Origin of the sequence: Streptomyces sp. GD-15H, assembly GCF_045291515.1 — a bacterium.
Lineage (GTDB): Bacteria > Actinomycetota > Actinomycetes > Streptomycetales > Streptomycetaceae > Streptomyces.
In genome coordinates this window covers 2,828,555-2,852,550 of record NZ_CP149447.1, presented here as the reverse complement: position 1 = coordinate 2,852,550, position 23,996 = coordinate 2,828,555, and the positions used below count along the sequence as shown (strand labels likewise).

Here is a 23,996-nt window from a genome sequence, read left to right as displayed (position 1 = left end):
CCGCCCCACACCCCAAGCCTCACCGCCGTACGGAGCAGCGTACGGCGGTCGGCCATCGACATTTATTAGGACGTCCTAGTAAATTCGAAGGCATGGATGCTGACGCCATCGAGGAAGGCCGCCGTCGCTGGCAGGCCCGGTACGACGCCGCGCGCAAGCGCGACGCAGACTTCACCACGCTCTCCGGGGATCCCGTGGAGCCGGTGTACGGGCCACGGCCCGGGGACGCCTACGAGGGGTTCGAGCGGATCGGCTGGCCCGGTGAGTACCCCTTCACCCGCGGTCTGTACCCGACCGGCTACCGGGGACGCACCTGGACGATCCGGCAGTTCGCCGGGTTCGGGAACGCCGAGCAGACCAACGAGCGCTACAAGATGATCCTCCGCAACGGCGGCGGTGGGCTCTCCGTCGCCTTCGACATGCCGACGCTCATGGGCCGCGACTCCGACGACCCGCGCTCCCTGGGCGAGGTCGGGCACTGCGGGGTGGCCATCGACTCGGCCGCCGACATGGAGGTCCTGTTCCACGACATCCCCCTCGGGGACGTGACGACCTCCATGACGATCAGCGGGCCCGCCGTGCCCGTCTTCTGCATGTACATCGTGGCCGCCGAGCGCCAGGGCGTGGACCCCGCCGTGCTCAACGGCACGCTGCAGACGGACATCTTCAAGGAGTACATCGCCCAGAAGGAGTGGCTCTTCCAGCCCGAGCCGCATCTGCGCCTCATCGGCGACCTGATGGAGCACTGCGCGGCCGGCATCCCCGCCTACAAGCCGCTCTCCGTCTCCGGCTACCACATCCGCGAGGCCGGGTCGACGGCCGCCCAGGAGCTGGCGTACACGCTGGCGGACGGCTTCGGGTACGTGGAGCTGGGGCTCAGCCGCGGGCTCGACGTGGACGTGTTCGCGCCCGGCCTGTCCTTCTTCTTCGACGCGCACCTCGACTTCTTCGAGGAGATCGCCAAGTTCCGCGCCGCGCGCCGCATCTGGGCCCGCTGGATGCGGGACGTGTACGGCGCGCGGAGCGAGAAGGCGCAGTGGCTGCGCTTCCACACCCAGACCGCCGGTGTCTCGCTGACCGCGCAGCAGCCGTACAACAACGTCGTACGGACGGCCGTGGAGGCGCTCGCCGCCGTACTCGGCGGGACCAACTCCCTGCACACCAACGCCCTGGACGAGACGCTCGCCCTGCCCAGCGAGCAGGCCGCCGAGATCGCCCTGCGCACCCAGCAGGTGCTCATGGAGGAGACCGGCGTCGCCAACGTGGCCAACCCGCTGGGCGGTTCCTGGTTCGTGGAGCAGCTGACGGACCGGATCGAGGCGGACGCGGAGAAGATCTTCGAGCAGATCAAGGAACGGGGGCTGCGCGCCCACCCCGACGGGCAGCACCCCATCGGGCCGATCACCTCGGGCATCCTCCGCGGCATCGAGGACGGCTGGTTCACCGGCGAGATCGCCGAGTCGGCGTTCCGCTACCAGCAGGCGCTGGAGAAGGGCGACAAGAAGGTCGTCGGCGTCAACGTCCACACCGGCTCGGTCACCGGCGACCTGGAGATCCTCCGGGTCAGCCACGAGGTGGAACGCGAGCAGGTGCGGGCGCTGGGCGAGCGCAAGGCCGCCCGCGACGACGCGGTGGTACGCGCCGCCCTGGCCGCCATGCTCGACGCGGCCCGCTCCGGCGGCAACATGATCGAGCCGATGCTGGACGCCGTACGAGCCGAGGCGACCCTCGGCGAGATCTGCGACGCGCTGCGGGACGAGTGGGGGGTGTACACGGAGCCCGCAGGCTTCTGACCGCCGTCCCCGCCCCGACCCCGCCCCCGCCTACAGGGTGGGGTCGGTGGTGGTGAGGCCGGTGAGGAGGACGCGGGTGAGGTCGTGTACCCATTCCTCGTCCGCCGGGCGTCCGCTGACCAGCGTGCGGTGCACCACCGCGCCGGCCACCATGTCGAAGGTCAGGTCCACGGTGCGGACCGCCTCGGCCGGGTCGGGCTCGGGCGGCAGTTCGCCGCGTGCCTGGGCGCGGGCGCGGCCGGTGTGGACCAGGCGTTTCTGCCGTTCGACGATCGAGGTGCGGATGCGTTCGCGCAGGGCCTCGTCGAGGGTGGACTCCGCGACGACCGCCATCAGCCCGCTCCTGGCCTCCGGGCGGGACAGCAGTGCCGCGAACTGGACTACCACGTCCTCGATGTCCGCGGCGAGGCTGCCGCGATCGGGGAGTTCGAGCGCGTCGAAGAGCTCGGCGACCGCGTCCACGACCAGTTCGTTCTTGCCCGCCCAGCGCCGGTAGAGGGTGGTCTTGGCGACTCCCGCGCGGCTCGCGACGTCTCCCAGGGAGAGCTTGGACCACCCCAGTTCGACCAGAGCCTCCCGCGTCGCGGCCAGGATCGCGGTGTCCGCCGCGGCGCTGCGCGGGCGTCCGGTGCGACTGACGGGGGCACGGCTCTGCATGGCACGACCCTATCCGCCGGTCCCCGGGTCGCCGTGAGGGAGATCACCGGGGTGGGCCGCCCCGTGCGCCGTGCCGGGCATTACGCTACGACCCGTAGCGTAAGTGTGGGAGGCCCTCACGGAACGGCCGACCCGGCTCGAGCGACGGCCACTGGCGTGGGTGGGGACCCGGCGCCGAAGAGGACGCGGACGCCCGGGTTTCCCGGCGTTTTCACAGACAGGCGGAGTACGGGGGAGGATAGACGTATGCAGCCACGGAACATGTCCATGAGCGGAGTCGTCGACCTCGCCGCGGTGAAGGCGGCCCAGGAGGCCAAGACGAAGGCGGAGCAGGCCCGCGCGGAGGCGGCCCGGCAGGGCGGCGGAGGCGCGGTCTCCCCGGCCGACCTCGTCATCGACGTCGACGAGGCCGGCTTTGAGAGCGACATCCTGCAGCGGTCCACCGAGGTCCCGGTCGTTATCGACTTCTGGGCCGAATGGTGTGAGCCCTGCAAGCAGCTGAGCCCCGTCCTGGAGCGACTCGCCGTCGAGTACAACGGGCGCTTCCTGCTCGCCAAGATCGACGTCGACGCCAACCAGATGCTGATGCAGCAGTTCGGGATCCAGGGCATCCCCGCGGTGTTCGCGGTGGTGGCCGGGCAGGCGCTGCCGCTCTTCCAGGGGGCCGCGGGCGAGACGCAGATCCGCCAGACCCTGGATCAGCTGGTGCAGGTCGCCGAGGAGCGCTTCGGCCTGACCGGGCTCACCGTCGACCCCGACGCCGCGCCGGGCGGCGGCGGTGCCGCGTCGGACGCCGCGGTGCCCGTCGGCCCGTACGACGCGCTGCTGGAGGCCGCTGTGCGGGCGCTGGACGCCGGCGACCTGGGCGGCGCGATCCAGGCGTACAAGAACGTGCTCACCGACGACCCGGGCAACCCGGAGGCTCAGCTGGGGCTTGCCCAGGCCGAGTTGCTCCAGCGGGTGGAGGGTCTGGACCCGCAGCGGGTGCGCGCGGACGCCGCCGGGAAGCCGCAGGACGTCGAGGCGCAGATCGCCGCCGCCGACCTGGACCTGGTGGGCGGTCATGTCGAGGACGCCTTCGGCCGGCTCATCGAGACGGTGGGGCGCACGGTCGGCGACGACCGCGACGCCGTACGGGTGCGTCTGCTCGAGCTGTTCGAGGTGGTCGGGGCCGAGGATCCGCGGGTGATCGCCGCGCGCAGAGCGCTGGCGCGTGCCTTGTTCTGAGCGTGCCGGGGGCCTGGCGTCCGGCCGCTTCCGGGCGGTTTCCGGACCTGTGGTGCCCGAGTGAAAGATTGGCCGACGGGGGGCCGGTGCGGCCGCGTTTTGCCAAAACTTGGCAATCGCGGCCGCTGTTACTGCGAGTAAGTCGCCCGTGTCGATCTGTCGGATTCTGTCCAGGCGTCAACTGCTTTGTCCGCCCCCTGCGGAACACCGAGGGTCGCCGTCCGATGCCGACGGGTCGCCCTCCGGTCGTTCGAATGTTACCGGCGAGTAATGAACCCCCTTGTGCAGGCGGCGAGAATGCACCACGATCGGCGACGCTCGGTCCATTGCCCGTACTCCGACAGCCGGTCGGGACGCGGGCGTTCCTGGGTCCCCACCGAGTAGAGCCGGCGGCAGTGGAGCCGGTTCTTGGACAGGGGGGTCTTCGCTCACCCGGCGAAGCCTGTCCAGCAGGTTGTGCGTGATGCGTGTCAGGCGCGACCAGTGGTTGTCGCTCGGGGGTGATCGCCGGTGATTCGGCCGCTTTGTGTGCTGCCGAGCGCGGCGCTCTCCTTCCCGAGGACGTAGCACTTCTCCCATCCCTGCGCGGCTGCCCGCCTACTGGCGGTGTGTCAGAGCAGGAGATGTACGTCCGAGAAGGAGGAAATATGGAGTCCCAGGTGCGTGGCGGGACCAGATGGAAGCGGTTCGCTGTGGTGATGGTGCCCAGCGTGGCCGCCACGGCTTGTATAGGCGTCGCGCTCGCGCAGGGCGCTCTCGCCGCGTCGTTCAGTGTCTCCGGCCAGTCGTTCAAGGTGACGGCGGACCGGCTCGACGGTACGGGCTTCTCCCAGTACGGAGCGCTCGACGAGGGTTACACCCTCAAGGGCGAGAAGACGGCCCACCCCGTCGCGGTCTCGGCGTTCCGGACCGCAGAGATCACGAACATGTGCCAGTCCGTGGTGACCCCGGGCATCCCGGGGCTCGGCTCGGTCAGTCTGACGCTGAAGGCCGGCGGTGGCGGCACCCCGGTCCGTGCGGAGAACCTGTACATCGACATCGCGGACCTTCAGGCCGACGCCACCTTCCGTGGCATCGACATCGGTGTGGCCGCCAAGGACGCCCACAAGGGTCCGGGCATGAAGGGCGGCAAGGAACAGGCCAACCCGTACGGCTTCGCCCAGCAGGCCGACTCGGCCACGCTGACCAAGGTGAAGCAGACGGCGTGGGCGACCACCGCCGGAACCTTCAAGCTCAGCGGGCTGAAGATGTCGCTGTCCGCGGGTGTCAAGGAGTGCTACTAAGCACTCGCTGACGGGCGGGGGAGCCGAGTGGCGCCCCCGCCCGTCCACCTTCCCGCCGCGTCTTCACGCGCGGCGCACATCACCACCACAGCAAAGCCGTACCAGGGAGCTGTTTTCCATGAGCGCCGAGACTCCTGCCGCCTCCGGCCAGTTCATCCGCCGCAGGCAGCAGTTCCATGCCTGGCGAGGCGCGCGGCCGTTCTGGGCCGGCCTGTTCGTCGCGCTCGGCGGCTTTCCGATCATGTACTTCCCGTACGCGAATCTCCGGATAGGCCACCTGACACTGGCGATGGCCACCACCGCGGGCGCGGGGTCTCTGATCATCGGGGTGCTGCTGGTCGTCCTGGGCGTCAGCCTGTGGGTCCAGGAGCACGTCCGGGTCTTCGCGGGTGTCGCGGCGATCCTGCTGGGACTCGTCTCCATTCCGGTGTCCAACTTCGGCGGCTTCATCATCGGCTTCCTGCTCTCGCTGGTCGGTGGGGCGATGGCCGTGTCGTGGGCGCCGGGCATCCCGCCCGAGCAGGAGCCGCAGGCGGACCCCCAGGGCCGGGGCGGCGCCCCGCAGGGCGCGGAACCCGACACCACGGCCACGGGACCCGTGAAGGACGCCGCGGCGGTGGACGGTGGGGGTCCCTCCCAGGCCCTCAAGGCACTGGGGGAGAACGATCTGTCAGGAACGAGCCCCGTGAACGGGGCGAACGGGAGGCACAGTGCCGGCTGACGAGGTGACCCGCGGGGCCGATGTGGGGACGTTCCGTGTGAGAACCGGGCCGCGCCACGCGGCACCCAAGAAGCCGCTGTTCACCAGATTCCACATGCCTGCCGGGAAAGCGATAGCCCTCGCGGCGATGCCGACCGCGGTCCTCATGGGAATGGGGTTCACGCCCACGCTCGCCCAGGCCGAGGACCAGCCGCAGTCGAAGAGTCTGACCGCCGACGAGTACGAGGACTGCCTGAAGGCCCTGGAGGAGGCCGAGAAGGACGACGCGTCCGCCTCGCCCGGCCCGTCCGCCTCGACGAGCGACAGCGCGTCCCCGTCCTCCGACGACGCCGCCACGGAGCCGAGCCCCTCGGCCTCCGCCGGGAACGGCAGGACCGCGGACCCGGGCACGGACAAGAACACGGACAACGACTCCTCCTCTTCGTCGGATTCAGGTTCCGACGACAAGGACGAGCCGGCGCCCGCCCCGTCCGCGACCTCGGGCGAGCAGGACCCCGGTGACCAGTCCGAACCCGCGCCGTCGCCCTCGGAGGCCGACCGCAACGTCTTGGAGGACGTCGGGGACACGATCAAGGACGCCTTCACCCCCAAGGACCAGAAAGCCGAGGCGAGCCCGGCCCCCACCCCTTCGGCCTCGGCCGCCGAAGCCGCCGAGGACACGGCCAAGGACGCGGTCGGCTCCGCGGAGGAGACCACCGAGAAGGCCGCCGAGAAGGCCACCGAAGCCGCGAAGGACACCGCCGAGGAAGCCGCCGACAAGGCGGACACGGCGGTCGAGGACGCAGCGGAGGTGGCCGAGACCCCCGAGACCCCGGAGTCGACGGGTCCCGCCACCGCCTCGCCGAGCCCGTCCGACCCGTCCGGGAGTGCCACGACCGACCTCGACGACTGTCCGGTCGCCACCGATGCCGAGGGCGGGGTCGACAACAAGGTCCCGCTGCCCGACGAACCCTGGTTCCTGAACGCCAGTTCGCTGTTGCTGAAAGGCGCCGACTACCAGGGCATCGTCGAGGTCCGGACCGCGAGCGGCAAAGTCAAGAAGGTCCTGAAGTACGTCATCTCCGACGGCACCGACATCGGCGACCTGCACCAGACGGTCGAGGACAAGTCGATCGGCAAGACCTACCACGTGCAGGCGGCCAAGGGGTCGACGTCCACCATCCGCGACGGCGACACCGTGATGTACACGGAGCGCATCTCCGGCAAGCTGCTCGGGCTGATCCCGATCACCTTCGACCCCGAGAACCCGCCGCCGCTCAACATCCCCCTGATCTACTTCACCGATGTGACGGTGCAGCAGGCCGGCCAGTTCGGCGGGACCCTGCACGTGCCGGGGCTGCACCAGTACGTCAACTGAGTACCCGTCGGACCACTCCGGGAGCCGCACAACGCCGAGGGCGCCCCCTCTCCGGGGGGCGCCCTCGGTGCCGTACACACGGGCGGGTCAGCTGGTGGCGTCGCCCATGTGGTGGACGCGGACCATGTTGGTGGTGCCGGGGACGCCGGGCGGCGAGCCGGCGGTGATCACCACGGTGTCGCCCTCCTCGAAGCGCTGGAGCCGGACCAGCTCCTGCTGGACCAGGTCGACCATCTCGTCGGTGCTGTTCACGAACGGCACGACGTGCGGCTCCACGCCCCAGCTGAGCGTGAGCTGGTTGCGGGTGGACTCGTCGGTGGTGAACGCCAGGATCGGCTGGATGGCGCGGTAGCGGGACAGCCGGCGGGCGGTGTCGCCGGACTGGGTGAAGGCCACCAGGCCCTTGCCGCCGAGGAAGTCGGCGATCTCGGCGGCGGCACGGGCCACCGAACCGCCCTGGGTGCGCGGCTTCTTGCCGGGCACCAGCGGCTGCAGGCCCTTGGACAGCAGCTCCTGCTCGGCCGCCTGGACGATCTTCGACATCGTCCGCACGGTCTCGATCGGGTACGCGCCCACGCTCGACTCGGCCGACAGCATGACCGCGTCGGCGCCGTCCAGGATCGCGTTGGCCACGTCGGAGGCCTCGGCGCGGGTCGGACGGGAGTTGGTGATCATCGACTCCATCATCTGGGTCGCCACGATCACCGGTTTCGCGTTGCGGCGGCACAGCTCGATCAGGCGCTTCTGCACCATCGGGACCTTCTCGAGCGGGTACTCGACGGCGAGGTCACCGCGGGCGACCATCACACCGTCGAACGCCATCACGACGTCCTCCATGTTCGCCACCGCCTGCGGCTTCTCCACCTTGGCGATGACGGGCACCCGGCGGCCCTCCTCGTCCATCACGCGGTGGACGTCGGCCACGTCCTTGGCGTCCCGGACGAAGGACAGGGCGACCATGTCGCAGCCCATGCGCAGCGCGAACCGCAGGTCCTCGATGTCCTTCTCGGACAGCGCGGGCACGTTCACGGCCGTGCCGGGCAGGTTGATGCCCTTGTGGTCGGAGATGACACCGCCCTCGATGACGATCGTCCGCACCCGGAAGCCCTCGACCTCCAGCACCTTCAGCTCGACGTTGCCGTCGTTGATCAGCACCTGGTCGCCGCGGGAGACGTCGCCCGGCAGGCCCTTGTAGGTCGTCCCGCAGATGGTCCGGTCGCCGGGGACGTCCTCGGTGGTGATGGTGAACTCGTCACCGCGCACCAGCTCGACGGGCCCCTCGGCGAAGGTCTCCAGCCGGATCTTCGGGCCCTGGAGGTCGGCGAGCACGCCGACGGCCCTGCCGGTCTCCTTGACGGCGGCACGGACCCTGTCGTACCTGCCCTGGTGCTCGGCGTGCGAGCCGTGGCTGAAGTTGAAGCGGGCCACGTTCATGCCGGCTTCGATCAGGGCGACGAGCTGCTCGTGGGAGTCGACCGCGGGGCCGAGAGTACAGACGATTTTGGAACGGCGCATGGGGCGATCCTATCGGTTTGTTTCGCTCCGGAATATTCCGTCTGGCGGAAGACGCACATGAGGAAGTCGCTGCTCAATTGCGCTTTCCGGCCAGTGCATAGGTCTGTGTGGCGATCTCCATTTCCTCATCCGTCGGTACCACGGCGACCGCGACCCGCGCACCCGCGGGCGAGATCAGCCGTGGCCCGTCGCCGCGCGCACCGTTGCGTTCGGCGTCGACCTCCAGACCCAGCCCGGCCAGGCCCGCCACGGCCGCCTCTCGCACCGGAGCGGAGTTCTCGCCGACCCCGGCGGTGAACGCCACCGCGTCCACCCGTCCGAGAACGGCGTAATAGGCACCGATGTACTTCTTCAGGCGGTGGATGTAGATGTCGAACGCGAGCTTCGCCTGCTCGTCGCCCGCGTCGACCCGGCGGCGGATCTCCCGCATGTCGTTGTCACCGCACAGACCGACCAGTCCGCTCTTCCTGTTGAGGAGGGTGTCGATCTCGTCGGCGGACATTTTGCCCACACGCATCAAATGGAAGATGACGGCCGGGTCCATGTCTCCGGACCGGGTACCCATCACCAGTCCCTCCAAGGGCGTCAGCCCCATGGAGGTGTCCACGCACTTCCCGCCCCGCACCGCCGAGGCGGACGCCCCGTTCCCCAGGTGCAGCACGATGACGTTCACGTCCTCGGGAGCCTTCCCGAGCAGCCGGGCCGTCTCCCGGGACACGTACGCGTGCGAGGTGCCGTGGAAGCCGTAGCGGCGGACGCGGTGCTCGTCGGCGGTCTCCACGTCGATCGCGTAGCGGGCGGCCGACTCCGGCATCGTGGTGTGGAAGGCGGTGTCGAAGACGGCGACCTGCGGCAGGTCCGGGCGCAGCGCCATGGCGGTACGGATGCCCGTCAGGTTGGCCGGATTGTGCAGCGGGGCGACCGGGATGAGCCGCTCGACCTCGGCGAGCACCGCTTCGTCGATGACGGTCGGCTCGGTGAAGTGCGTCCCGCCGTGCACCACCCGGTGCCCGATCGCGGCCAGTTCGGGGGAATCGAGCCCCAGCCCGTCGAGGGCCAGTTCCCCGGCCATCGCCTTCAGGGCGGCATCGTGGTCGGCGACCGGACCGGTTCGCTCCCTGTGCTCCCCGTCCGACGCCAGCGGCGTGTGCCGGACCAGGGAGGTCCGCTCGCCGATCCGCTCGACCAGGCCCGAGGCGAGCCGGCTGCCGTCGCCCATGTCCAGCAGCTGGTACTTCACCGACGAGGAGCCGGAGTTGAGGACGAGGACACGAGAAGGAGGGGGCGAGCGCAGCTCGTCGGGCAGGGCGGTGGTGGGTGACGGACGGGCGCTCACGGGGTGGCTGCCTTCTCGATCGGGGACGAAGCGGCGGACTGGGCCTGGATCGCCGTGATGGCGACGGTGTTGACGATGTCCTGGACGAGGGCGCCCCGGGACAGGTCGTTGACCGGCTTGCGCAGACCCTGGAGCACCGGGCCGACCGCGATCGCGCCGGCCGAGCGCTGCACGGCCTTGTAGGTGTTGTTGCCGGTGTTCAGGTCGGGGAAGATCAGCACGGTCGCCTGCCCGGCGACCTCGGAATCCGGCAGCTTGGTCGCCGCGACCGACGGCTCCACGGCCGCGTCGTACTGGATCGGCCCCTCGATCTTGAGGTCGGGGCGGCGGGCACGCACCAGCTCGGTCGCCTCGCGCACCTTGTCGACGTCGGCGCCGGAGCCGGACGTACCCGTCGAGTACGACAGCATCGCGATCCGCGGCTCCACCCCGAACCGGGCGGCCGTGACCGCCGACTGCACGGCGATGTCGGCGAGCTGCTCGGCGTCCGGGTCGGGGTTGACCGCGCAGTCGCCGTAGACCAGGACCCGGTCGGCCAGGCACATGAAGAAGACGGAGGACACGATCGAGGAGTCCTGCCGGGTCTTGATGATCTCGAAGGCCGGCCGGATGGTCGCGGCCGTGGAGTGCACCGAGCCGGACACCATGCCGTCGGCGAACCCCTCCTCCACCATCAGCGTGCCGAAGTAGTTCGGGTCCGAGACGACGTCGTAGGCCAGCTCGACGCTGACTCCCCGGTGGGCGCGCAGAGCGGCGTACTTCTCGGCGAAGGCGTCGCGCAGCTCGGAGGCGGCCGGGTCGATCAGCTGGGTGTCGCCGAGGGCGATACCGAGGTCGGCGGCCTTCTTGCGGATGTGGTCGACCGGCCCCAGCAGGGTGAGCTCGCACACGCCCCGGCGCAGCAGCACCTCGGCCGCGTGCAGCACCCGCTCCTCGCTGCCCTCGGGCAGGACGACCCGCCTGAGGTCGGAGCGGGCCTGCTCGAGCAGCTTGTGCTCGAACATCATCGGCGTCACGCGGTCGCTGCTGGGCGCGGAGACCCGCCGGGTGAGGTCGGCGGTGTCGACGTACCGCTCAAAGAGGCCGAGCGCCGTCTCCGCCTTGCGCGGGGTGGCCGCGTTCAGCTTCCCCTCCAGGGAGAACAGCCGCTCGGCGGTGGGGAAGCTGTTCCCGGGCACGGACAGGACCGGGGTGCCGGGGGCGAGGCGGGCGGCGAGGGTGAGGATGCGGTCGGGGGGCACCTCGTCCAGGGTCAGCAGCACCCCGGCTATCGGCGGGGTGCCGGCGCTGTGCGCGGCCAGCGTCCCGACGACCAGATCGGCGCGGTCGCCCGGGGCGACGACCAGGCAGCCCGGGGTCAGGGCGGCGAGGAGGTTGGGCAGCATCGCGCCGCCGAAGACGAAGTCCAGGGCGTCGCGGGCCAGCCCGGAGTCGTCGCCGAGCACCACCTTCGCGCCCAGGGTGTGGGCGATCTGGGCCACGGTGGGGGCGGCCAGCGCGGGTTCGTCGGGCAGGACGTAGCAGGGCACCGACGGTCGGGAGGCGAGCCGCTCGGCGATCTCGTCCCGGTCCTCGGGGGCCACCCGGTTGACCACCATGGCGAGCACGTCGCAGCCCAGCGTCTCGTAGGCGCGGAAGGCGTTGCGGGTCTCGTCGCGCACCGACTCGGAGGTCTGCCTGCGGCCGCCCACGACCGGGATCACCGAGGCGCCGAACTCGTTGGCGAGGCGGGCGTTCAGGAACAGCTCGTCCGGGAACTGGGTGTCGGCGTAGTCGGTGCCGAGGACGAGGACGACGTCGTAGTCGCGGGCGACGACGTGGAACCGGTCGACCAGCGTCGACACCAGTTCGTCGGGGCCGCGTTCGGCCTGGAGGGCGGACGCCTCCTGGTAGTCCATGCCGTAGACGGTCGTCGGGTCCTGGGTGAGCCGGTAGCGGGCGCGCAGCAGCTCGAAGAGGCGGTCGGGGCCCTCGTGCACCAGGGGACGGAAGACACCCACCCGGTCGACCTGCCGGGTCAGGAGTTCCATGACTCCCAGTTCGACGACCTGGCGGCCGTCGCCACGGTCGATGCTGGTCACGTACACACTGCGGGTCACGCGCGCTCCGTTTCGTCGGGGGTCTCGCGGTGCTTGTCGGCCCTGCGGGATTCGGCCCGGACGCCTCGCTCGCCGGGGCGAGCTGATCCCCCCGACAGTACCTCCGGCGCTGGTGGGGGTGCTCGCCTGTGGGGTGCGGCCCCGGGCCCGGGGCACGACGGCCGGGGCGGGTTTCGGACAAGGGCCGGGCGAGCGGCCGGGACGAGGGCCGCGGCGCGCCGGGCGGCATGGAACAATCGAAGCTGGCTCACCGGTATCCACAGCGACCAGGAGACGACAGCACGATGCGTATCGGAGTTCTCACCGCAGGCGGCGACTGCCCCGGCCTGAACGCCGTGATCCGGTCGGTCGTGCACCGCGCGGTCGACAATTACGGCGACGAGGTCATCGGCTTCGAGGACGGCTACTCGGGCCTGCTCGACGGCCGCTACCGGACCCTCGACCTCAACGCGGTCAGCGGCATCCTGGCCCGCGGCGGCACCATCCTCGGCTCTTCCCGGCTGGAGCGCGACCGGCTCCGCGAGGCCTGCGAGAACGCCTCCGACATGATCCGCGACTTCGGCATCGACGCGCTCATCCCGATCGGCGGCGAGGGCACGCTCACCGCCGCCCGCATGCTGTCGGACGCGGGACTGCCGGTGGTCGGCGTCCCGAAGACGATCGACAACGACATCTCCTCCACCGACCGCACCTTCGGCTTCGACACCGCCGTCGGTGTCGCCACCGAGGCGATGGACCGGCTGAAGACCACCGCCGAGTCCCACCAGCGGGTGATGGTCGTCGAGGTCATGGGCCGGCACGCGGGCTGGATCGCCCTGGAGTCCGGCATGGCCGCCGGCGCCCACGGCATCTGCCTGCCCGAGCGGGCCTTCGACCCGGCCCAGCTGGTCAAGATGATCGAGGCGCGCTTCGCCCGCGGCAAGAAGTTCGCGGTGATCTGCGTCGCCGAGGGCGCCCACCCCGCCGACGGCACCATGGACTACGGCAAGGGCGAGATCGACAAGTTCGGCCACGAACGCTTCCAGGGCATCGGCACGGCGCTGGCCGGCGAACTGGAGCGCCGCCTCGGCAAGGAGGCCAGGCCGGTCATCCTCGGCCACATCCAGCGCGGTGGCACGCCGACCGCGTACGACAGGGTGCTCGCCACCCGCTTCGGGTGGCACGCGGTGGAGGCCGCGCACCAGGAGCGGTTCGGCCGGATGACCGCGCTGCGCGGGACCGACATCGTGATGGTCCCGCTCGCGGAGGCCGTCACCGAACTGAAGACGGTCCCGAAGGACCGCATGGACGAGGCCGAGTCGGTCTTCTGACCCACCCCGGCGGTCGGGGAGGAGGCGTGCGCGGGCCTGCCCGCGCCTGCCCCCGGCCGCCGCGCCTCACCCCTTGACCGCCCCGCCCCGCCTCGTGCGAAGCCGCCGCCCAGTCGGCGGGCGGTCAGTACGTACAGCGGCAGCTCCAGCGGGTACGGTCTCATCGCCCCGTCACCCAGCGGTACTGCAACTCCGGCCGCCCCACGGTCCCGTACTGCGGGCGCCGGTCCGCGCGGCCCGCGTCCACCAGGTGTTCCAGGTAGCGGCGGGCGGTGATGCGGGAGATGCCCACCGCCTCCGCCACCCCGCTGGCGGTCAGGCCCTCACCGGCGTCCCGCAGGGCCTCCGTCACCCGCTCCAGGGTCGGTGCGCTCAGGCCCTTGGGCAGGGCGGCCGGTCCGGGGGCGCGCAGGGTGGCCAGCGCGCGGTCCACCTCGGCCTGACCGCTGGCCTCGCCCACGGCCGCGCGGAATTCGGCGTACCGCACCAGGCGGTCCCGCAGTGTTGCGAAGGTGAACGGCTTCAGTACGTACTGGACGACGCCCAGCGACACCCCCTCGCGCACCACCGCGAGGTCCCGTGCCGACGTCACCGCGACGACGTCCGCGTGGTGCCCGGCCGTCCGCAGCGAGCGGGCCAGCTGCAGCCCGTGCACATCGGGCAGGTGCAGGTCGAGGAGGAGCAGGTCGACGGGGGTGCGCTCCAGCGCCCGGCGGGCCTCGGCGCCCGTCGTCGCCTTGCCGACCGCGACGAATCCCGGCACCCGGCCGACGTACATCACATGGGCGTCGGCGGCGACCGGGTCGTCCTCCACGACCAGGACGCGGACGGGCCTGTCGGTCATGCCTCGCCTCCCGTGCCGGTGCCCGTGCCGACGCTGTTCGCGAACGCACCGCTCCTGGCCGCGGCCCCGCCGTTGGCCCGCAGCGGGAGCCGTACCTCGAAGCGGGCGCCGCCCTCCTCCGCCGAGGTCACCGTCAGCGCGCCGCCGTGCCGGTGCACCGCCTGCCGTACCAGCGCCAGGCCCAGCCCACGTCCGTCCGGCCCGGACGGCTTGGTCGTGAAGCCCTGCCGGAAGACCGCCTCGGTGTGGTCCGGGTCCACGCCCGGGCCGGTGTCGGACACCCGCAGGAGCAGCTCCGCGCCGGCGTCGGTGAGGGCCGTGACCGTCACCCGGGGACTGATGCCGCCCAGTGCCGCGTCCACCGCGTTGTCGATCAGGTTGCCCAGGATGGTGACCAGGTCCCGGGCGGGCAGGTTGTCCGGCAGCAGCCCGTCGTCCAGTCGGCTGTCCGGCGAGACCACCAGCTCCACGCCCCGCTCGTGGGCCTGGGCGGTCTTGCCCAGCAGCAGTGCCGCCAGCACCGGTTCGCCCACCGCCGCCACCACCTGGTCGGTGAGCGCCTGGGCGAGTTCCAGCTCGGCGGTCGCGAAGTCCACCGCCTCCTCGGCCCGGCCCAGCTCGATCAGCGAGACGACGGTGTGCAGCCGGTTCGCCGCCTCGTGCGCCTGCGAGCGCAGCGCCTGGGTGAAGCCCCGCTCGGAGTCCAGCTCGCCCATCAGTGACTGGAGCTCCGTCACATCGCGCAGGGTCACCACCGAACCGCGCCGCTCACCGCCCGACACCGGTGAGGTGTTCACGACCAGCACGCGGTCCGCGGTGAGATGTACCTCGTCCACCCGGGGCGCCGAGGCGAGCAGCGCGCCCGTCAGCGGTGTCGGGAGGCTGAGCTCCGCGACCGACCTGCCCACCACGTTCTCCTCCGGAGCCACACCCAGCAGCTCCCTGCCGGCGTCGTTGATCAACGCCACTCTGTACCGCCCGTCCAGCATCAGCAGCCCCTCACGCACGGCGTGCAGCGCGGCCTGATGGTAGTCGTGCATGTGGCTGAGTTCTCTCGCGTTCATCCCGTGGGTGTGCCGGCGCAGGCGGGCGTTGATGACGTACGTGCCGATCGCGCCGAGCCCGAGCGCACCGGTCGCGACCGCGAGCAGGGCCGTCAGCTGGGCCTGCGCGCGCTGGCTGATCTCGTCGACCCGGATGCCCGCGCTGACCAGGCCGACGATCCGGTCGCCGTCCCGGACCGGGGTGACCGCGCGGACGGACGGGCCGAGGGTGCCGGTGTAGGTCTCGGTGAACGTCCGGCCCTCCAGGGCGGGCGCGGTGTGGCCGCGGAAGGGCAGGCCGAGCTGGTCCGGGTCGGGGTGGGTCCAGCGGATGCCCCGCGGATTCATGATCGTGACGAAGTCGATGTCGGTGTCGCGCACCACCGCCAGCGCGTACGGCTGGAGCGTGGCCGAGGGGTCGGCGGTACGGATCGACTCGCGCACCGAGGGGGAGTCCGCGACCGAGAGGGCCACCGCCGTGGCCTGGCGGCCCGCCTCCTCCTCGGCCTGGCTGCGGTCGCTGAAGTAACTGAACACCGCGTATCCCACCACGAGCACCGCTATCAGCACCGCCTGCATGGCGAAGAGCTGGCCCGCCAGGCTGCGGGGTCTCGGGACGGGGATGCGCATGCGGTCAGTCTGCCTTCCCGGGTCGCGATGAACTAAATGAACGGAAGGGTGACCGCGCTCACAAGGCGGGACATAGTCACGGCGTTCCCCAGAAGCTCATCCCCGGACGTGAGCCGCACGCCGGTTGATGCCGACGACGTCGTCAAGGAGGCCGCCGTGACCAGCACAGCCGATACGGCACCTGCCGCTCCCGAAGTGAAGCGGGACCGCACGCACTATCTCTACATCGCGGTGATCATCGCGGTCGCCCTCGGTATCGCCGTCGGTCTGATAGCCCCCGACTTCGCGGTCGAGCTGAAGCCGATCGGCACCGGCTTCGTGAACCTGATCAAGATGATGATCTCGCCGATCATCTTCTGCACCATCGTGCTGGGCATCGGCTCCGTGCGGAAGGCCGCCAAGGTCGGCGCCGTCGGCGGTATCGCCATGCTCTACTTCCTGGTCATGTCGCTGGTCGCGCTCGGCATCGGCCTGATCGTCGGCAACATCCTGGACCCCGGTACGGGGCTCGCGGTCACCGACGCGGTCAAGGAGACCGGTCAGGCCCAGGTCGACGCGGAGGCCAAGGACACCACCGAGTTCCTGCTCGGCATCATCCCGACCACGATCGTGTCCGCCTTCACCCAGGGTGAGGTCCTGCAGACCCTGCTGATCGCCCTGCTGTGCGGCTTCGCGCTGCAGGCCATGGGCAACGCCGGCCAGCCGGTCCTGCGCGGGATCGAGCACATCCAGCGGCTGGTCTTCCGGGTCCTCGCCATGATCATGTGGGCTGCCCCGATCGGTGCGTTCGGCGCCATGGCCGCCGTCACCGGCTCCGCCGGCGTGGACGCGCTGAAGAGCCTCGCGATGCTGATGCTCGGCTTCTACCTCACCTGTGTGCTGTTCATCTTCCTGGTGCTCGGCGCGCTGCTGCGGATCGTCGCGGGTCTGAACGTCTGGAGCCTGTTCAAGTACCTGGGCCGTGAGTTCCTGCTGATCCTTTCCACGTCGTCGTCCGAGTCGGCGCTGCCGCGGCTCATCGCGAAGATGGAGCACATCGGTGTCAGCAAGCCGGTGGTCGGCATCACCGTCCCGACCGGCTACTCCTTCAACCTCGACGGCACCATGATCTACATGACCATGGCCTCGCTGTTCATCGCCGACGCCCTGGGTACGCCGATGTCGATCGGCGAGCAGATCACGCTGCTGCTCTTCCTGCTGATCGCGTCCAAGGGCGCCGCCGGTGTCTCCGGTGCGGGCCTGGCGACGCTGGCCGGTGGTCTGCAGTCGCACAAGCCGGCCCTGGTGGACGGCATCGGCCTCATCGTCGGCATCGACCGCCTGATGAGCGAGGCCCGCGCCCTCACCAACTTCGCGGGCAACGCGGTCGCCACGGTGCTGATCGGCACTTGGACCAAGGAGATCGACCGGGAGCGGGTCGACCAGGTCCTCTCCGGCGCACTGCCCTTCGACGAGGCCACCCTGCTGGACGACCACGACGGAGTCGGCTCCGCCGACCGTGCCGAGGCCCCCGAAGCGGGCAGCGAGAAGGAACTCGCCAAGGCCTGACACGGCACAGCCCTCCCCGGCTTCCCCCGCCGCCGAGCGGCCGGACTCCCTCCCCCGTGAGCCCGGCCGTTCGGCCCTTTCCGTTACCCGCCCTCTCCCGGCCACAGACAAAGAAAACCCCCGGGCAATTGCGCCCGGGGGTTTTCTTTGCGTATATTCATTGACTCACGACTTCAATTGAAGCAAGTCACAATGAAGTTCAGTGAGCACAGTCTATCCGGGTGGGAGTGGAATTGTCAAACAGCGAATTTCCGGACCATGAATTCCGACAGGAACAGGAATTCATCGACGGACTGTACGCACGGGTGGACGCCCTGCGCGGCGACACCGAGGCGTCCGTCACGGACGCGCTCGGCCAGGGCGACACGCCCATGCAGGCCAGGCTGGAGCGGGACATCCTCGTCGCCGAGCGGTCCGGGCTGCTCGCCGCGCTGAACGCGGTGGACGGCTCCCTCTGCTTCGGCCGGATCGACCTCTCCCCCAAGCTCTCGGCTTCTTCCCCGAGTTCTCGGCTCCGCTCGAACAGGGGGGACCCCCATGAGGAGGGGGGACCCCCATCCGGCGACACCCACCACATCGGCCGTATCGGTCTGCGCGCCGACGACGAGGAGCGCACCCCCGTCCTGATCGACTGGCGGGCCGCCGTGGCCCGCCCCTTCTACCTGGCCACCGGCCACACCCCGATGGGCCTCAGGCGCCGCCGGCACCTCACCACCGAGGGACGCCGGGTCACCGCCCTGCACGACGAGATCCTCGACCTCGACGACGAGACCCGCACCGGCCACGAGGACCCGACCGGCGACGCCGTGCTGCTCGCCGCGCTCAACTCCGCGCGCACCGGCCGCATGGGTGACATCGTGCGCACCATCCAGGCCGACCAGGACCGCATCATCCGCGCCCCGCACCGGGGTGTGCTGGTGGTCGAGGGCGGCCCCGGCACCGGCAAGACCGCGGTCGCCCTGCACCGTGCCGCCTACCTCCTCTACGAGTACCGCGAACTGCTGGCCCGCCGCGCCGTCCTGATCGTCGGACCCAACCCGGCGTTCCTCGGCTACATCGGAGAGGTACTGCCCAGCCTCGGCGAGACCGGGGTGCTCCTCGCGACCGTCGGTGAGCTGTTCCCCGGCGTGAAGACCACCCGGGCCGACGCTCCCGAGGCCGCCGCCGTGAAGGGCCGGGCCGGCATGGCGGACGTCCTCGCCGAGGTCGTCCGCAGCCGGCAGGCACTGCCCGACCCGGTGATCACCATCGAGCACGACCGCGAGATCCTGATGCTGGACGACGGCCTGGTGCGTGTCGCCCGGGAACGCACCCGCGCCGCCAAGCTGCCGCACAACGCGTCCCGCGAGTACTTCGAGGGCCACATCCTCAACACGCTCACCGACATGGTCGCCGAACGCATCGGCACCGACCCCTACGACGGCACCAATCTGCTCGACCCCAGCGACATCACCCAGATCCGCGACGAACTTGCCGAGAACCCCGAAGTGTGGTCCGCCGTGGACCGGTTGTGGCCCCGGATCACCCCGCAGCGGCTGGTCGCCGACTTCCTCGCCGAGCCCGAGGACTTCCTGTCCGCCGAGGACGCCGCCGCGATCCGCCGCCCGGTGACCAGGCACTGGACCGTCGCCGACGTGCCGCTGCTCGACGAGGCCGCCGAACTCCTCGGCGAGGACGACCGGTCGGCGCGCGAGCGGGCCGACCACGAGCGGCGGACGCAGATCGCCTACGCGCAGGGCGTACTGGACGTGTCGTACGCCTCCCGGACCTTCGAGTTCGAGGACAAGGAGGAGGGCGACCCCGAATCCTCCGAGGTGCTGTCCGCGCACGACATCATCGACGCCGAGCGCTTCGCCGAACGGCACGAGGAGGAGGACCACCGCAGCGCCGCCGAACGGGCCGCCGCCGACCGCACCTGGGCGTTCGGGCACATCATCGTCGACGAGGCGCAGGAGCTCTCGCCGATGGCCTGGCGGCTGCTGATGCGACGCAGCCCGACCCGTTCGATGACCCTGGTCGGCGACCCGGCGCAGACGTCGGAGGCGGGCGGTGTCGGCTCCTGGGAAGACATCCTCGCCCCGTACGTGGAGGACCGCTGGGAGCACACCCGGCTCGGCGTCAACTACCGCACCCCGGCCGAGATCATGGACGTCGCGGCGGCCGTGGTCCGCGCCGAGCACCCCGGCTTCGAGCCGCCCGGCTCGGTCCGCTCCACCGGCGTACGTCCCTGGGCCCGCGCCACCGACGACCTGCCCGGCGCCGTCGCCAAGGCCGTCACGGAGCTCGGCGTGCCGGAGGGCGGCCGGCTCGCCGTCATCGCCCCGCGCGACCTGCACCGCGCGCTGGCCGCCCGGCTGGACGGGGTGGCGGCCGGTGCCGAACCCGACCTGACGCACGGCGTCGTGCTGCTCGACCCGCGGCAGGCCAAGGGGCTGGAGTTCGACTCCGTCCTCGTGGTCGAGCCGGGGCGCTACGGCACCAGCGACCTGTACGTGGCGCTGACCCGCGCCACCCAGCGGCTCGGCGTCCTGCACACCGAGCCGCTGCCGAAGCCGCTGGCCGACGCCCTGGTGTGAAAGGCCGGCCCGGAGGCCAGGAGTCCTCCGGCGGTCAGGCCGGGCGCAGCCACACCGTCGCCAGGGGCGGCAGGGTCAGCCGGATGCTCGCCGGGAAGCCGTGCCATCCCCGCGGCTCCGGCTTGACCGGGTCCGGTCGGCCCACGTCGCTGCCGCCGTAGCGGGCCGCGTCGGTGTTCAGGACCTCGTGCCAGGCGGGCACGTCGTCGGGGACACCGATGCGGTACTCCTCCCGGACGACGGGGGCGAAGTGGGACACCGCGAGCAGCGGGGCGCCGTCACTGTCGTACCGCAGGAACGCCAGCACGTTGTCCTCGGCCGCGTCACCGGCCACCCACCGGAAACCGGACGGCTCCGTGTCGCACCGCCACAGCGCCGGAGTCCGCCCGTACTCGGTGTTGAGGTCGCGCACCAGATCGCGCACCCCGCGGTGGTCGGCCTCCGCGCCGTAGGCCGGATCCAGCAGCCACCAGTCCGGGCCGTGCTGTTCCGACCACTCGGCGCCCTGCGCGAACTCCTGTCCCATGAAGAGCAGTTGTTTGCCCGGGTGGGCCCACATGAAGCCGAGGTAGGCGCGCAGGTCGGCGCGCTGCCGCCACCAGTCGCCGGGCATCTTCGACACCAGGGACCGCTTGCCGTGCACGACCTCGTCGTGCGAGATCGGCAGGACGTAGTTCTCGCTGTAGGCGTACACCATCGAGAACGTCATCTCGTGGTGGTGGTGACCGCGATGCACCGGATCGTGGCTCATGTACTCCAGCGAGTCGTGCATCCAGCCCATGTTCCACTTCAGCCCGAAGCCGAGCCCGCCGAAACCGCTCGGGCCTCCGTGATGGGTGGCCCGGGTGACCCCGTCCCAGGCCGTGGACTCCTCCGCGATCGTCACCACACCCGGCACCCTGCGGTACACCGTCGCGTTCATCTCCTGGAGGAACGCCACCGCGTCCAGGTTCTCCCGGCCGCCGTGCTCGTTCGGCGTCCACTGGCCGGGCTCGCGCGAGTAGTCGAGGTACAGCATCGAGGCGACGGCGTCCACCCGCAGCCCGTCGATGTGGAACTCCTCGCACCAGTAAAGGGCGTTGGCGACCAGGAAGTTGCGCACCTCGCGCCGCCCGAAGTCGAACTCCAGGGTCCCCCAGTCGGGATGGGCGGCCCGCAGCGGATCCTCGTGCTCGTACAGCGGCCGGCCGTCGAACTCGGCCAGCGCCCACTCGTCGCGCGGGAAGTGCCCCGGCACCCAGTCCATCAGCACCCCGATGCCCGCCTGGTGCAGTGCGTCCACCAGGTACCTGAAGTCGTCCGGGGTGCCGAGGCGGGCCGTGGGCGCGTAGAACCCGGTGACCTGGTAGCCCCAGGAGCCGCCGAAGGGATGCTCGGCGACCGGCATCAGCTCGACATGGGTGAACCCGAGATCCTTCACGTACGCGGGGAGCTGCTCGGCCAGCCGGCGGTACGTCAGGCCCGGTCGCCATGAGGGCAGGTGCACCTCATAGACCGAGAACGGGCTCTGGTGCGCGGGTACTCCGGCACGGCGTTCCAGCCACCGCGCGTCACCCCACTCGTACCGCGAGGACGTGACGATGGACGACGTGGCCGGCGGAACCTCCGTACGGCGCGCCATCGGGTCGGCGCGCAGGGTCCTCGAACCGTCGGGGCGGGTGATCTCGAACTTGTACAGCTCGCCCTCGCCGACCCCCGGCACGAACAACTCCCACACCCCGGACGAGCCCAGCGACCGCATCGGGTGTCCGGTGCCGTCCCAGAGGTTGAATCCGCCCGTCACCCGCACCCCGCGCGCGTTCGGCGCCCACACCGCGAACCGGGTGCCGCTCACACCCTGGTGGGTCATGGGGTGCGCGCCGAGCGCGGTCCACAGCTCCTCGTGCCGCCCCTCGCCGATCAGATGCAGATCGAACTCGCCCAGCGAGGGCAGCAGACGGTACGCGTCCTCGATCTCCCGCGCCGTCCCCTCGTACGTCACGAGCAGTCGGTACGCCGGGATCTCCCGGAGCGGCAGCAGCGCCGAGAAGAACCCGCCCCCGTCGTCGTGCAGTGCGACGGTGAGGTCCCCGGAGACCACGGACACGGTCTGGGCGTACGGCTTGAACGTCCGGAACACGACCCCGCCGGGCACCGGGTGCGCGCCGAGCACGGAGTGCGGGGCGTGATGCGTGCCGTTCAGCAGCCGGTCCCGGTCGTCGGTGCCCACGGCGGGGGAGACCGCGATCTCCGCCTCGGGTGGTGCGGGCCGCTCGACGGCCGGGGTCCTGCCGACGGCCTGCTGCGCCTTGGTCTTCTCCACCCCGGCTCTCTTCGTTCCGGCCTTCTTCCCGGGTTGCGTCGCGGCGGCCCGCTTCACCGCCGCGTCTTTCCGCACGCCGGCCTTCTTCACCGGGGACTTCTTCGGCGTCCCCTTTTTCGCCGTGGCCTTCTGGGACACCTGCTCGGCCGGCTGCTCCGGATGCGAACCGCTGGACTCGGGGCGGGGGGTCACGGACGGAGCCTCCTGGTCGACGTGCGGGGCGGACGGAAGTGAATCGTGTGGATCACCGGATCACCCTTGCCCGGATTGGGCGAGCCGGCGTACGGCGGCCAGCGGGACCGGCAGCCACTCGGGGCGGTGCCGGGCCTCGTACAGCACCTCGTATACCGCCTTGTCCGTTTCGTACGCGCGCAGCAGCACCGGATCGGTGCGCGGGTCCCGGCCCGCGGTCTCCGCATAGCCGGAGCAGTACGCCGCCCGGCACCGCCCGGCCCATTCCGGCTGCGGTGGGTCCGCGGAACATGCCGCGTAGTCGAAGGACCGCAGCATCCCGGCCACGTCCCGTACCACGGGCTGCGGCATCCGCCGCTCGGCCAGTGGCCGTGCCGGTTCGCCCTCGAAGTCGATCAGCGACCACTCCCCCCACTGCCGAAAGCGTGGGAGGGGCCTCCGGCCGGGGACCGCAGACACTGGCCGAGGTGCAGGTCGCCGTGCACACGCTGGGCGGGCCAGGTCTGTCCCTCGGCGGCCAGGTCGTCCAGCGCCATGTACGCCGAGCCCAGCCCGTCCGCGTACGGCCGCAGCGCGGGCACCGCCTGCACCGCCGCCCCCAGCCGCTCGGCCATATCGGCGACCATGCGACGCAGCCGGCTCCGGCCCAGAGTGACCGTCGGCAGCGCGCGGGCCAGTGCGGTGTGCACCTCGGCGGTGGTCCGCCCCAGCGCCCGCGCCTCGGCGACGAAGTCCTCGCCCTTGGCCAGCTCCCGCAGCGCCAGCTCCCAGCCGTCCGTCGCGCCCCGCACGAAGGGCTGGAGCACACCCAGCACATACGGCCCGGGGGCGGCCGACACCCCTGCCACACCATGACCGTCGGTGCCGTCACGGTCTGCCAGCAGCCAGGCCGTGGGCGGGGGCACCCGGGGGCAGCCCTCGCGGGCCAGCGCCAGCGGCAGCTCCAGGTCGGGGTTGATCCCGGGCACGATCCGGCGTAACAGCTTCAGGACGAACGTATCTCCGTAGACGACGGACGAATTCGACTGCTCGACGGTCATCAGGCGCGGCACCAGACCGGACCCGATCTCCTGCCCAGGGTCCCGCTCGAAGCGCAGCCCGCCGATCCGGGCCCGGGAGCGCAGGGCCTCCAGGAGCAGTTCGGCGGGCCGGGTGTCGTACAGGGCCTCGTACACCGTCCGCCCGGCCAGCGGTCCCTGACTCACGTGCCCGATCAGCGCGGGCGCGAGCCTGGGCGGCAGTGCCTCGCGCACGCCCAGCAGCAGTTGGTAGCAGTCGCCGGGATGGTCGGTGCCGCCCTGGGCGGACAGGGCGGGCTGGTGGGCGCGGACGAGCAGGTGGTACAGGCCCACCCTGGCGGTGGGCGGCAGTAACTCGGTGGCCGCGACCAGGGTGAACCCGGTGACCGGGCGTCCCTTGCCGGCGAACCAGCGCTGTCGCGGCAGCCACTCCCTCAACAGCGGATCCAGTGACGCAAGGAGGCCGGGCGGGGGTGCGACCGTACGTATGACGGCTTCCGACATTTCAGTCGCGTCCTTTCCCCGGATCGTCGGGGTGTTACTG

15 protein-coding genes and 1 pseudogene are annotated in these 23,996 nt (G+C 71.1%); 8 read left to right on the top strand and 8 right to left on the bottom strand.

What is annotated here, in order from left to right:
• The first annotated feature begins 92 nt into the window (after positions 1-92).
• Positions 93-1,793, top strand: a complete 1,701-nt coding sequence (locus WJ438_RS13230) for a methylmalonyl-CoA mutase (protein WP_406725416.1) — start codon at positions 93-95, stop codon at positions 1,791-1,793.
• A gap of 30 nt (positions 1,794-1,823) precedes the next feature.
• Here WJ438_RS13230 and WJ438_RS13225 read toward each other — a convergent pair whose 3' ends face one another.
• Positions 1,824-2,450, bottom strand: coding sequence for a TetR/AcrR family transcriptional regulator (locus tag WJ438_RS13225; protein ID WP_406725415.1), 627 nt, complete (start codon positions 2,448-2,450; stop codon positions 1,824-1,826).
• Positions 2,451-2,696: 246 nt separating this feature from the next.
• Between WJ438_RS13225 and WJ438_RS13220 the strand changes: the two genes are divergently transcribed.
• From WJ438_RS13220 to WJ438_RS13205, 4 genes are all read left to right on the top strand, one after another.
• Positions 2,697-3,677, top strand: coding sequence for a tetratricopeptide repeat protein (locus WJ438_RS13220; RefSeq protein ID WP_406725414.1), 981 nt, complete (start codon positions 2,697-2,699; stop codon positions 3,675-3,677).
• 647 nt (positions 3,678-4,324) lie between these two features.
• Positions 4,325-4,960 carry a DUF6230 family protein gene (locus WJ438_RS13215; RefSeq protein WP_406725413.1) on the top strand — a complete coding sequence of 212 codons (636 nt, stop codon included), beginning with the start codon at positions 4,325-4,327 and terminating at the stop codon, positions 4,958-4,960.
• A gap of 118 nt (positions 4,961-5,078) precedes the next feature.
• Entirely contained in the window at positions 5,079-5,681 is a 603-nt protein-coding gene (locus WJ438_RS13210; RefSeq protein WP_406725412.1) for a DUF6114 domain-containing protein, read from the top strand.
• Positions 5,671-7,038 (top strand): hypothetical protein, encoded by a 1,368-nt coding sequence (locus WJ438_RS13205; protein WP_406725411.1) that lies wholly within the window; start codon positions 5,671-5,673, stop codon positions 7,036-7,038. Before WJ438_RS13210 ends, WJ438_RS13205 begins: the two co-directional genes overlap by 11 nt.
• An 87-nt stretch (positions 7,039-7,125) precedes the next feature.
• On the opposite strand, the gene pyk is transcribed toward WJ438_RS13205, so the two are convergent.
• The 3 genes from pyk to pta all read right to left on the bottom strand — a co-directional run bounded on the left by pyk (position 7,126) and on the right by pta (position 11,988).
• Positions 7,126-8,553: a pyruvate kinase gene (pyk, locus tag WJ438_RS13200; protein WP_406725410.1), complete on the bottom strand. Its 1,428-nt coding sequence runs from the start codon at positions 8,551-8,553 to the stop codon at positions 7,126-7,128.
• A 73-nt stretch (positions 8,554-8,626) separates the two neighbouring features.
• Entirely contained in the window at positions 8,627-9,889 is a 1,263-nt protein-coding gene (locus WJ438_RS13195; protein ID WP_406725409.1) for an acetate kinase, read from the bottom strand.
• Positions 9,886-11,988: a phosphate acetyltransferase gene (gene pta, locus WJ438_RS13190; RefSeq protein WP_406725408.1), complete on the bottom strand. Its 2,103-nt coding sequence runs from the start codon at positions 11,986-11,988 to the stop codon at positions 9,886-9,888. Before pta ends, WJ438_RS13195 begins: the two co-directional genes overlap by 4 nt.
• Before the next feature lie 284 nt (positions 11,989-12,272).
• Between pta and WJ438_RS13185 the strand changes: the two genes are divergently transcribed.
• Positions 12,273-13,298, top strand: coding sequence for an ATP-dependent 6-phosphofructokinase (locus WJ438_RS13185; RefSeq protein ID WP_406725407.1), 1,026 nt, complete (start codon positions 12,273-12,275; stop codon positions 13,296-13,298).
• Between the two features lie 160 nt (positions 13,299-13,458).
• On the opposite strand, the gene WJ438_RS13180 is transcribed toward WJ438_RS13185, so the two are convergent.
• Together WJ438_RS13180 and WJ438_RS13175 are read right to left on the bottom strand one after the other, a co-directional pair.
• Positions 13,459-14,142: a response regulator gene (locus WJ438_RS13180; protein ID WP_406725406.1), complete on the bottom strand. Its 684-nt coding sequence runs from the start codon at positions 14,140-14,142 to the stop codon at positions 13,459-13,461.
• Positions 14,139-15,815, bottom strand: a complete 1,677-nt coding sequence (locus tag WJ438_RS13175; RefSeq protein WP_406725405.1) for an ATP-binding protein — start codon at positions 15,813-15,815, stop codon at positions 14,139-14,141. The genes WJ438_RS13180 and WJ438_RS13175 overlap by 4 nt, the downstream gene beginning before the upstream one ends.
• 156 nt (positions 15,816-15,971) lie before the next feature.
• On the opposite strand from WJ438_RS13175, the gene WJ438_RS13170 reads away from it, so the two are divergent.
• Complete coding sequence (locus WJ438_RS13170) at positions 15,972-17,363, top strand: cation:dicarboxylate symporter family transporter (protein WP_406725404.1); 1,392 nt, start codon at positions 15,972-15,974, stop codon at positions 17,361-17,363.
• Positions 17,364-17,578: 215 nt separating this feature from the next.
• A complete protein-coding gene (locus WJ438_RS13165) occupies positions 17,579-19,939 on the top strand; it encodes a HelD family protein (protein ID WP_406729671.1) in 2,361 nt (786 codons plus the stop codon).
• A 34-nt stretch (positions 19,940-19,973) separates the two neighbouring features.
• On the opposite strand, the gene glgB is transcribed toward WJ438_RS13165, so the two are convergent.
• Both glgB and WJ438_RS13155 read right to left on the bottom strand, forming a co-directional pair.
• A complete protein-coding gene (glgB, locus tag WJ438_RS13160; RefSeq protein WP_406725403.1) occupies positions 19,974-22,433 on the bottom strand; it encodes a 1,4-alpha-glucan branching enzyme in 2,460 nt (819 codons plus the stop codon).
• 60 nt (positions 22,434-22,493) lie between these two features.
• Positions 22,494-23,956: pseudogene (locus WJ438_RS13155) on the bottom strand (maltokinase N-terminal cap-like domain-containing protein).
• Positions 23,957-23,996 lie beyond the last annotated feature (40 nt).

What these genes read in the sequence shown, in the direction of transcription:
- WJ438_RS13230 (WP_406725416.1), top strand. Translation starts at nt 93, where the DNA reads ATGGATGCTGACGCCATCGAGGAAGGCCGCCGTCGCTGGCAGGCCCGG.
- WJ438_RS13180 (WP_406725406.1), bottom strand. Translation starts at nt 14,142, where the DNA reads ATGACCGACAGGCCCGTCCGCGTCCTGGTCGTGGAGGACGACCCGGTC.
- WJ438_RS13185 (WP_406725407.1), top strand. Translation starts at nt 12,273, where the DNA reads ATGCGTATCGGAGTTCTCACCGCAGGCGGCGACTGCCCCGGCCTGAAC.
- WJ438_RS13215 (WP_406725413.1), top strand. Translation starts at nt 4,325, where the DNA reads ATGGAGTCCCAGGTGCGTGGCGGGACCAGATGGAAGCGGTTCGCTGTG.
- WJ438_RS13175 (WP_406725405.1), bottom strand. Translation starts at nt 15,815, where the DNA reads ATGCGCATCCCCGTCCCGAGACCCCGCAGCCTGGCGGGCCAGCTCTTC.
- WJ438_RS13225 (WP_406725415.1), bottom strand. Translation starts at nt 2,450, where the DNA reads ATGCAGAGCCGTGCCCCCGTCAGTCGCACCGGACGCCCGCGCAGCGCC.
- pyk (WP_406725410.1), bottom strand. Translation starts at nt 8,553, where the DNA reads ATGCGCCGTTCCAAAATCGTCTGTACTCTCGGCCCCGCGGTCGACTCC.
- WJ438_RS13220 (WP_406725414.1), top strand. Translation starts at nt 2,697, where the DNA reads ATGCAGCCACGGAACATGTCCATGAGCGGAGTCGTCGACCTCGCCGCG.
- WJ438_RS13210 (WP_406725412.1), top strand. Translation starts at nt 5,079, where the DNA reads ATGAGCGCCGAGACTCCTGCCGCCTCCGGCCAGTTCATCCGCCGCAGG.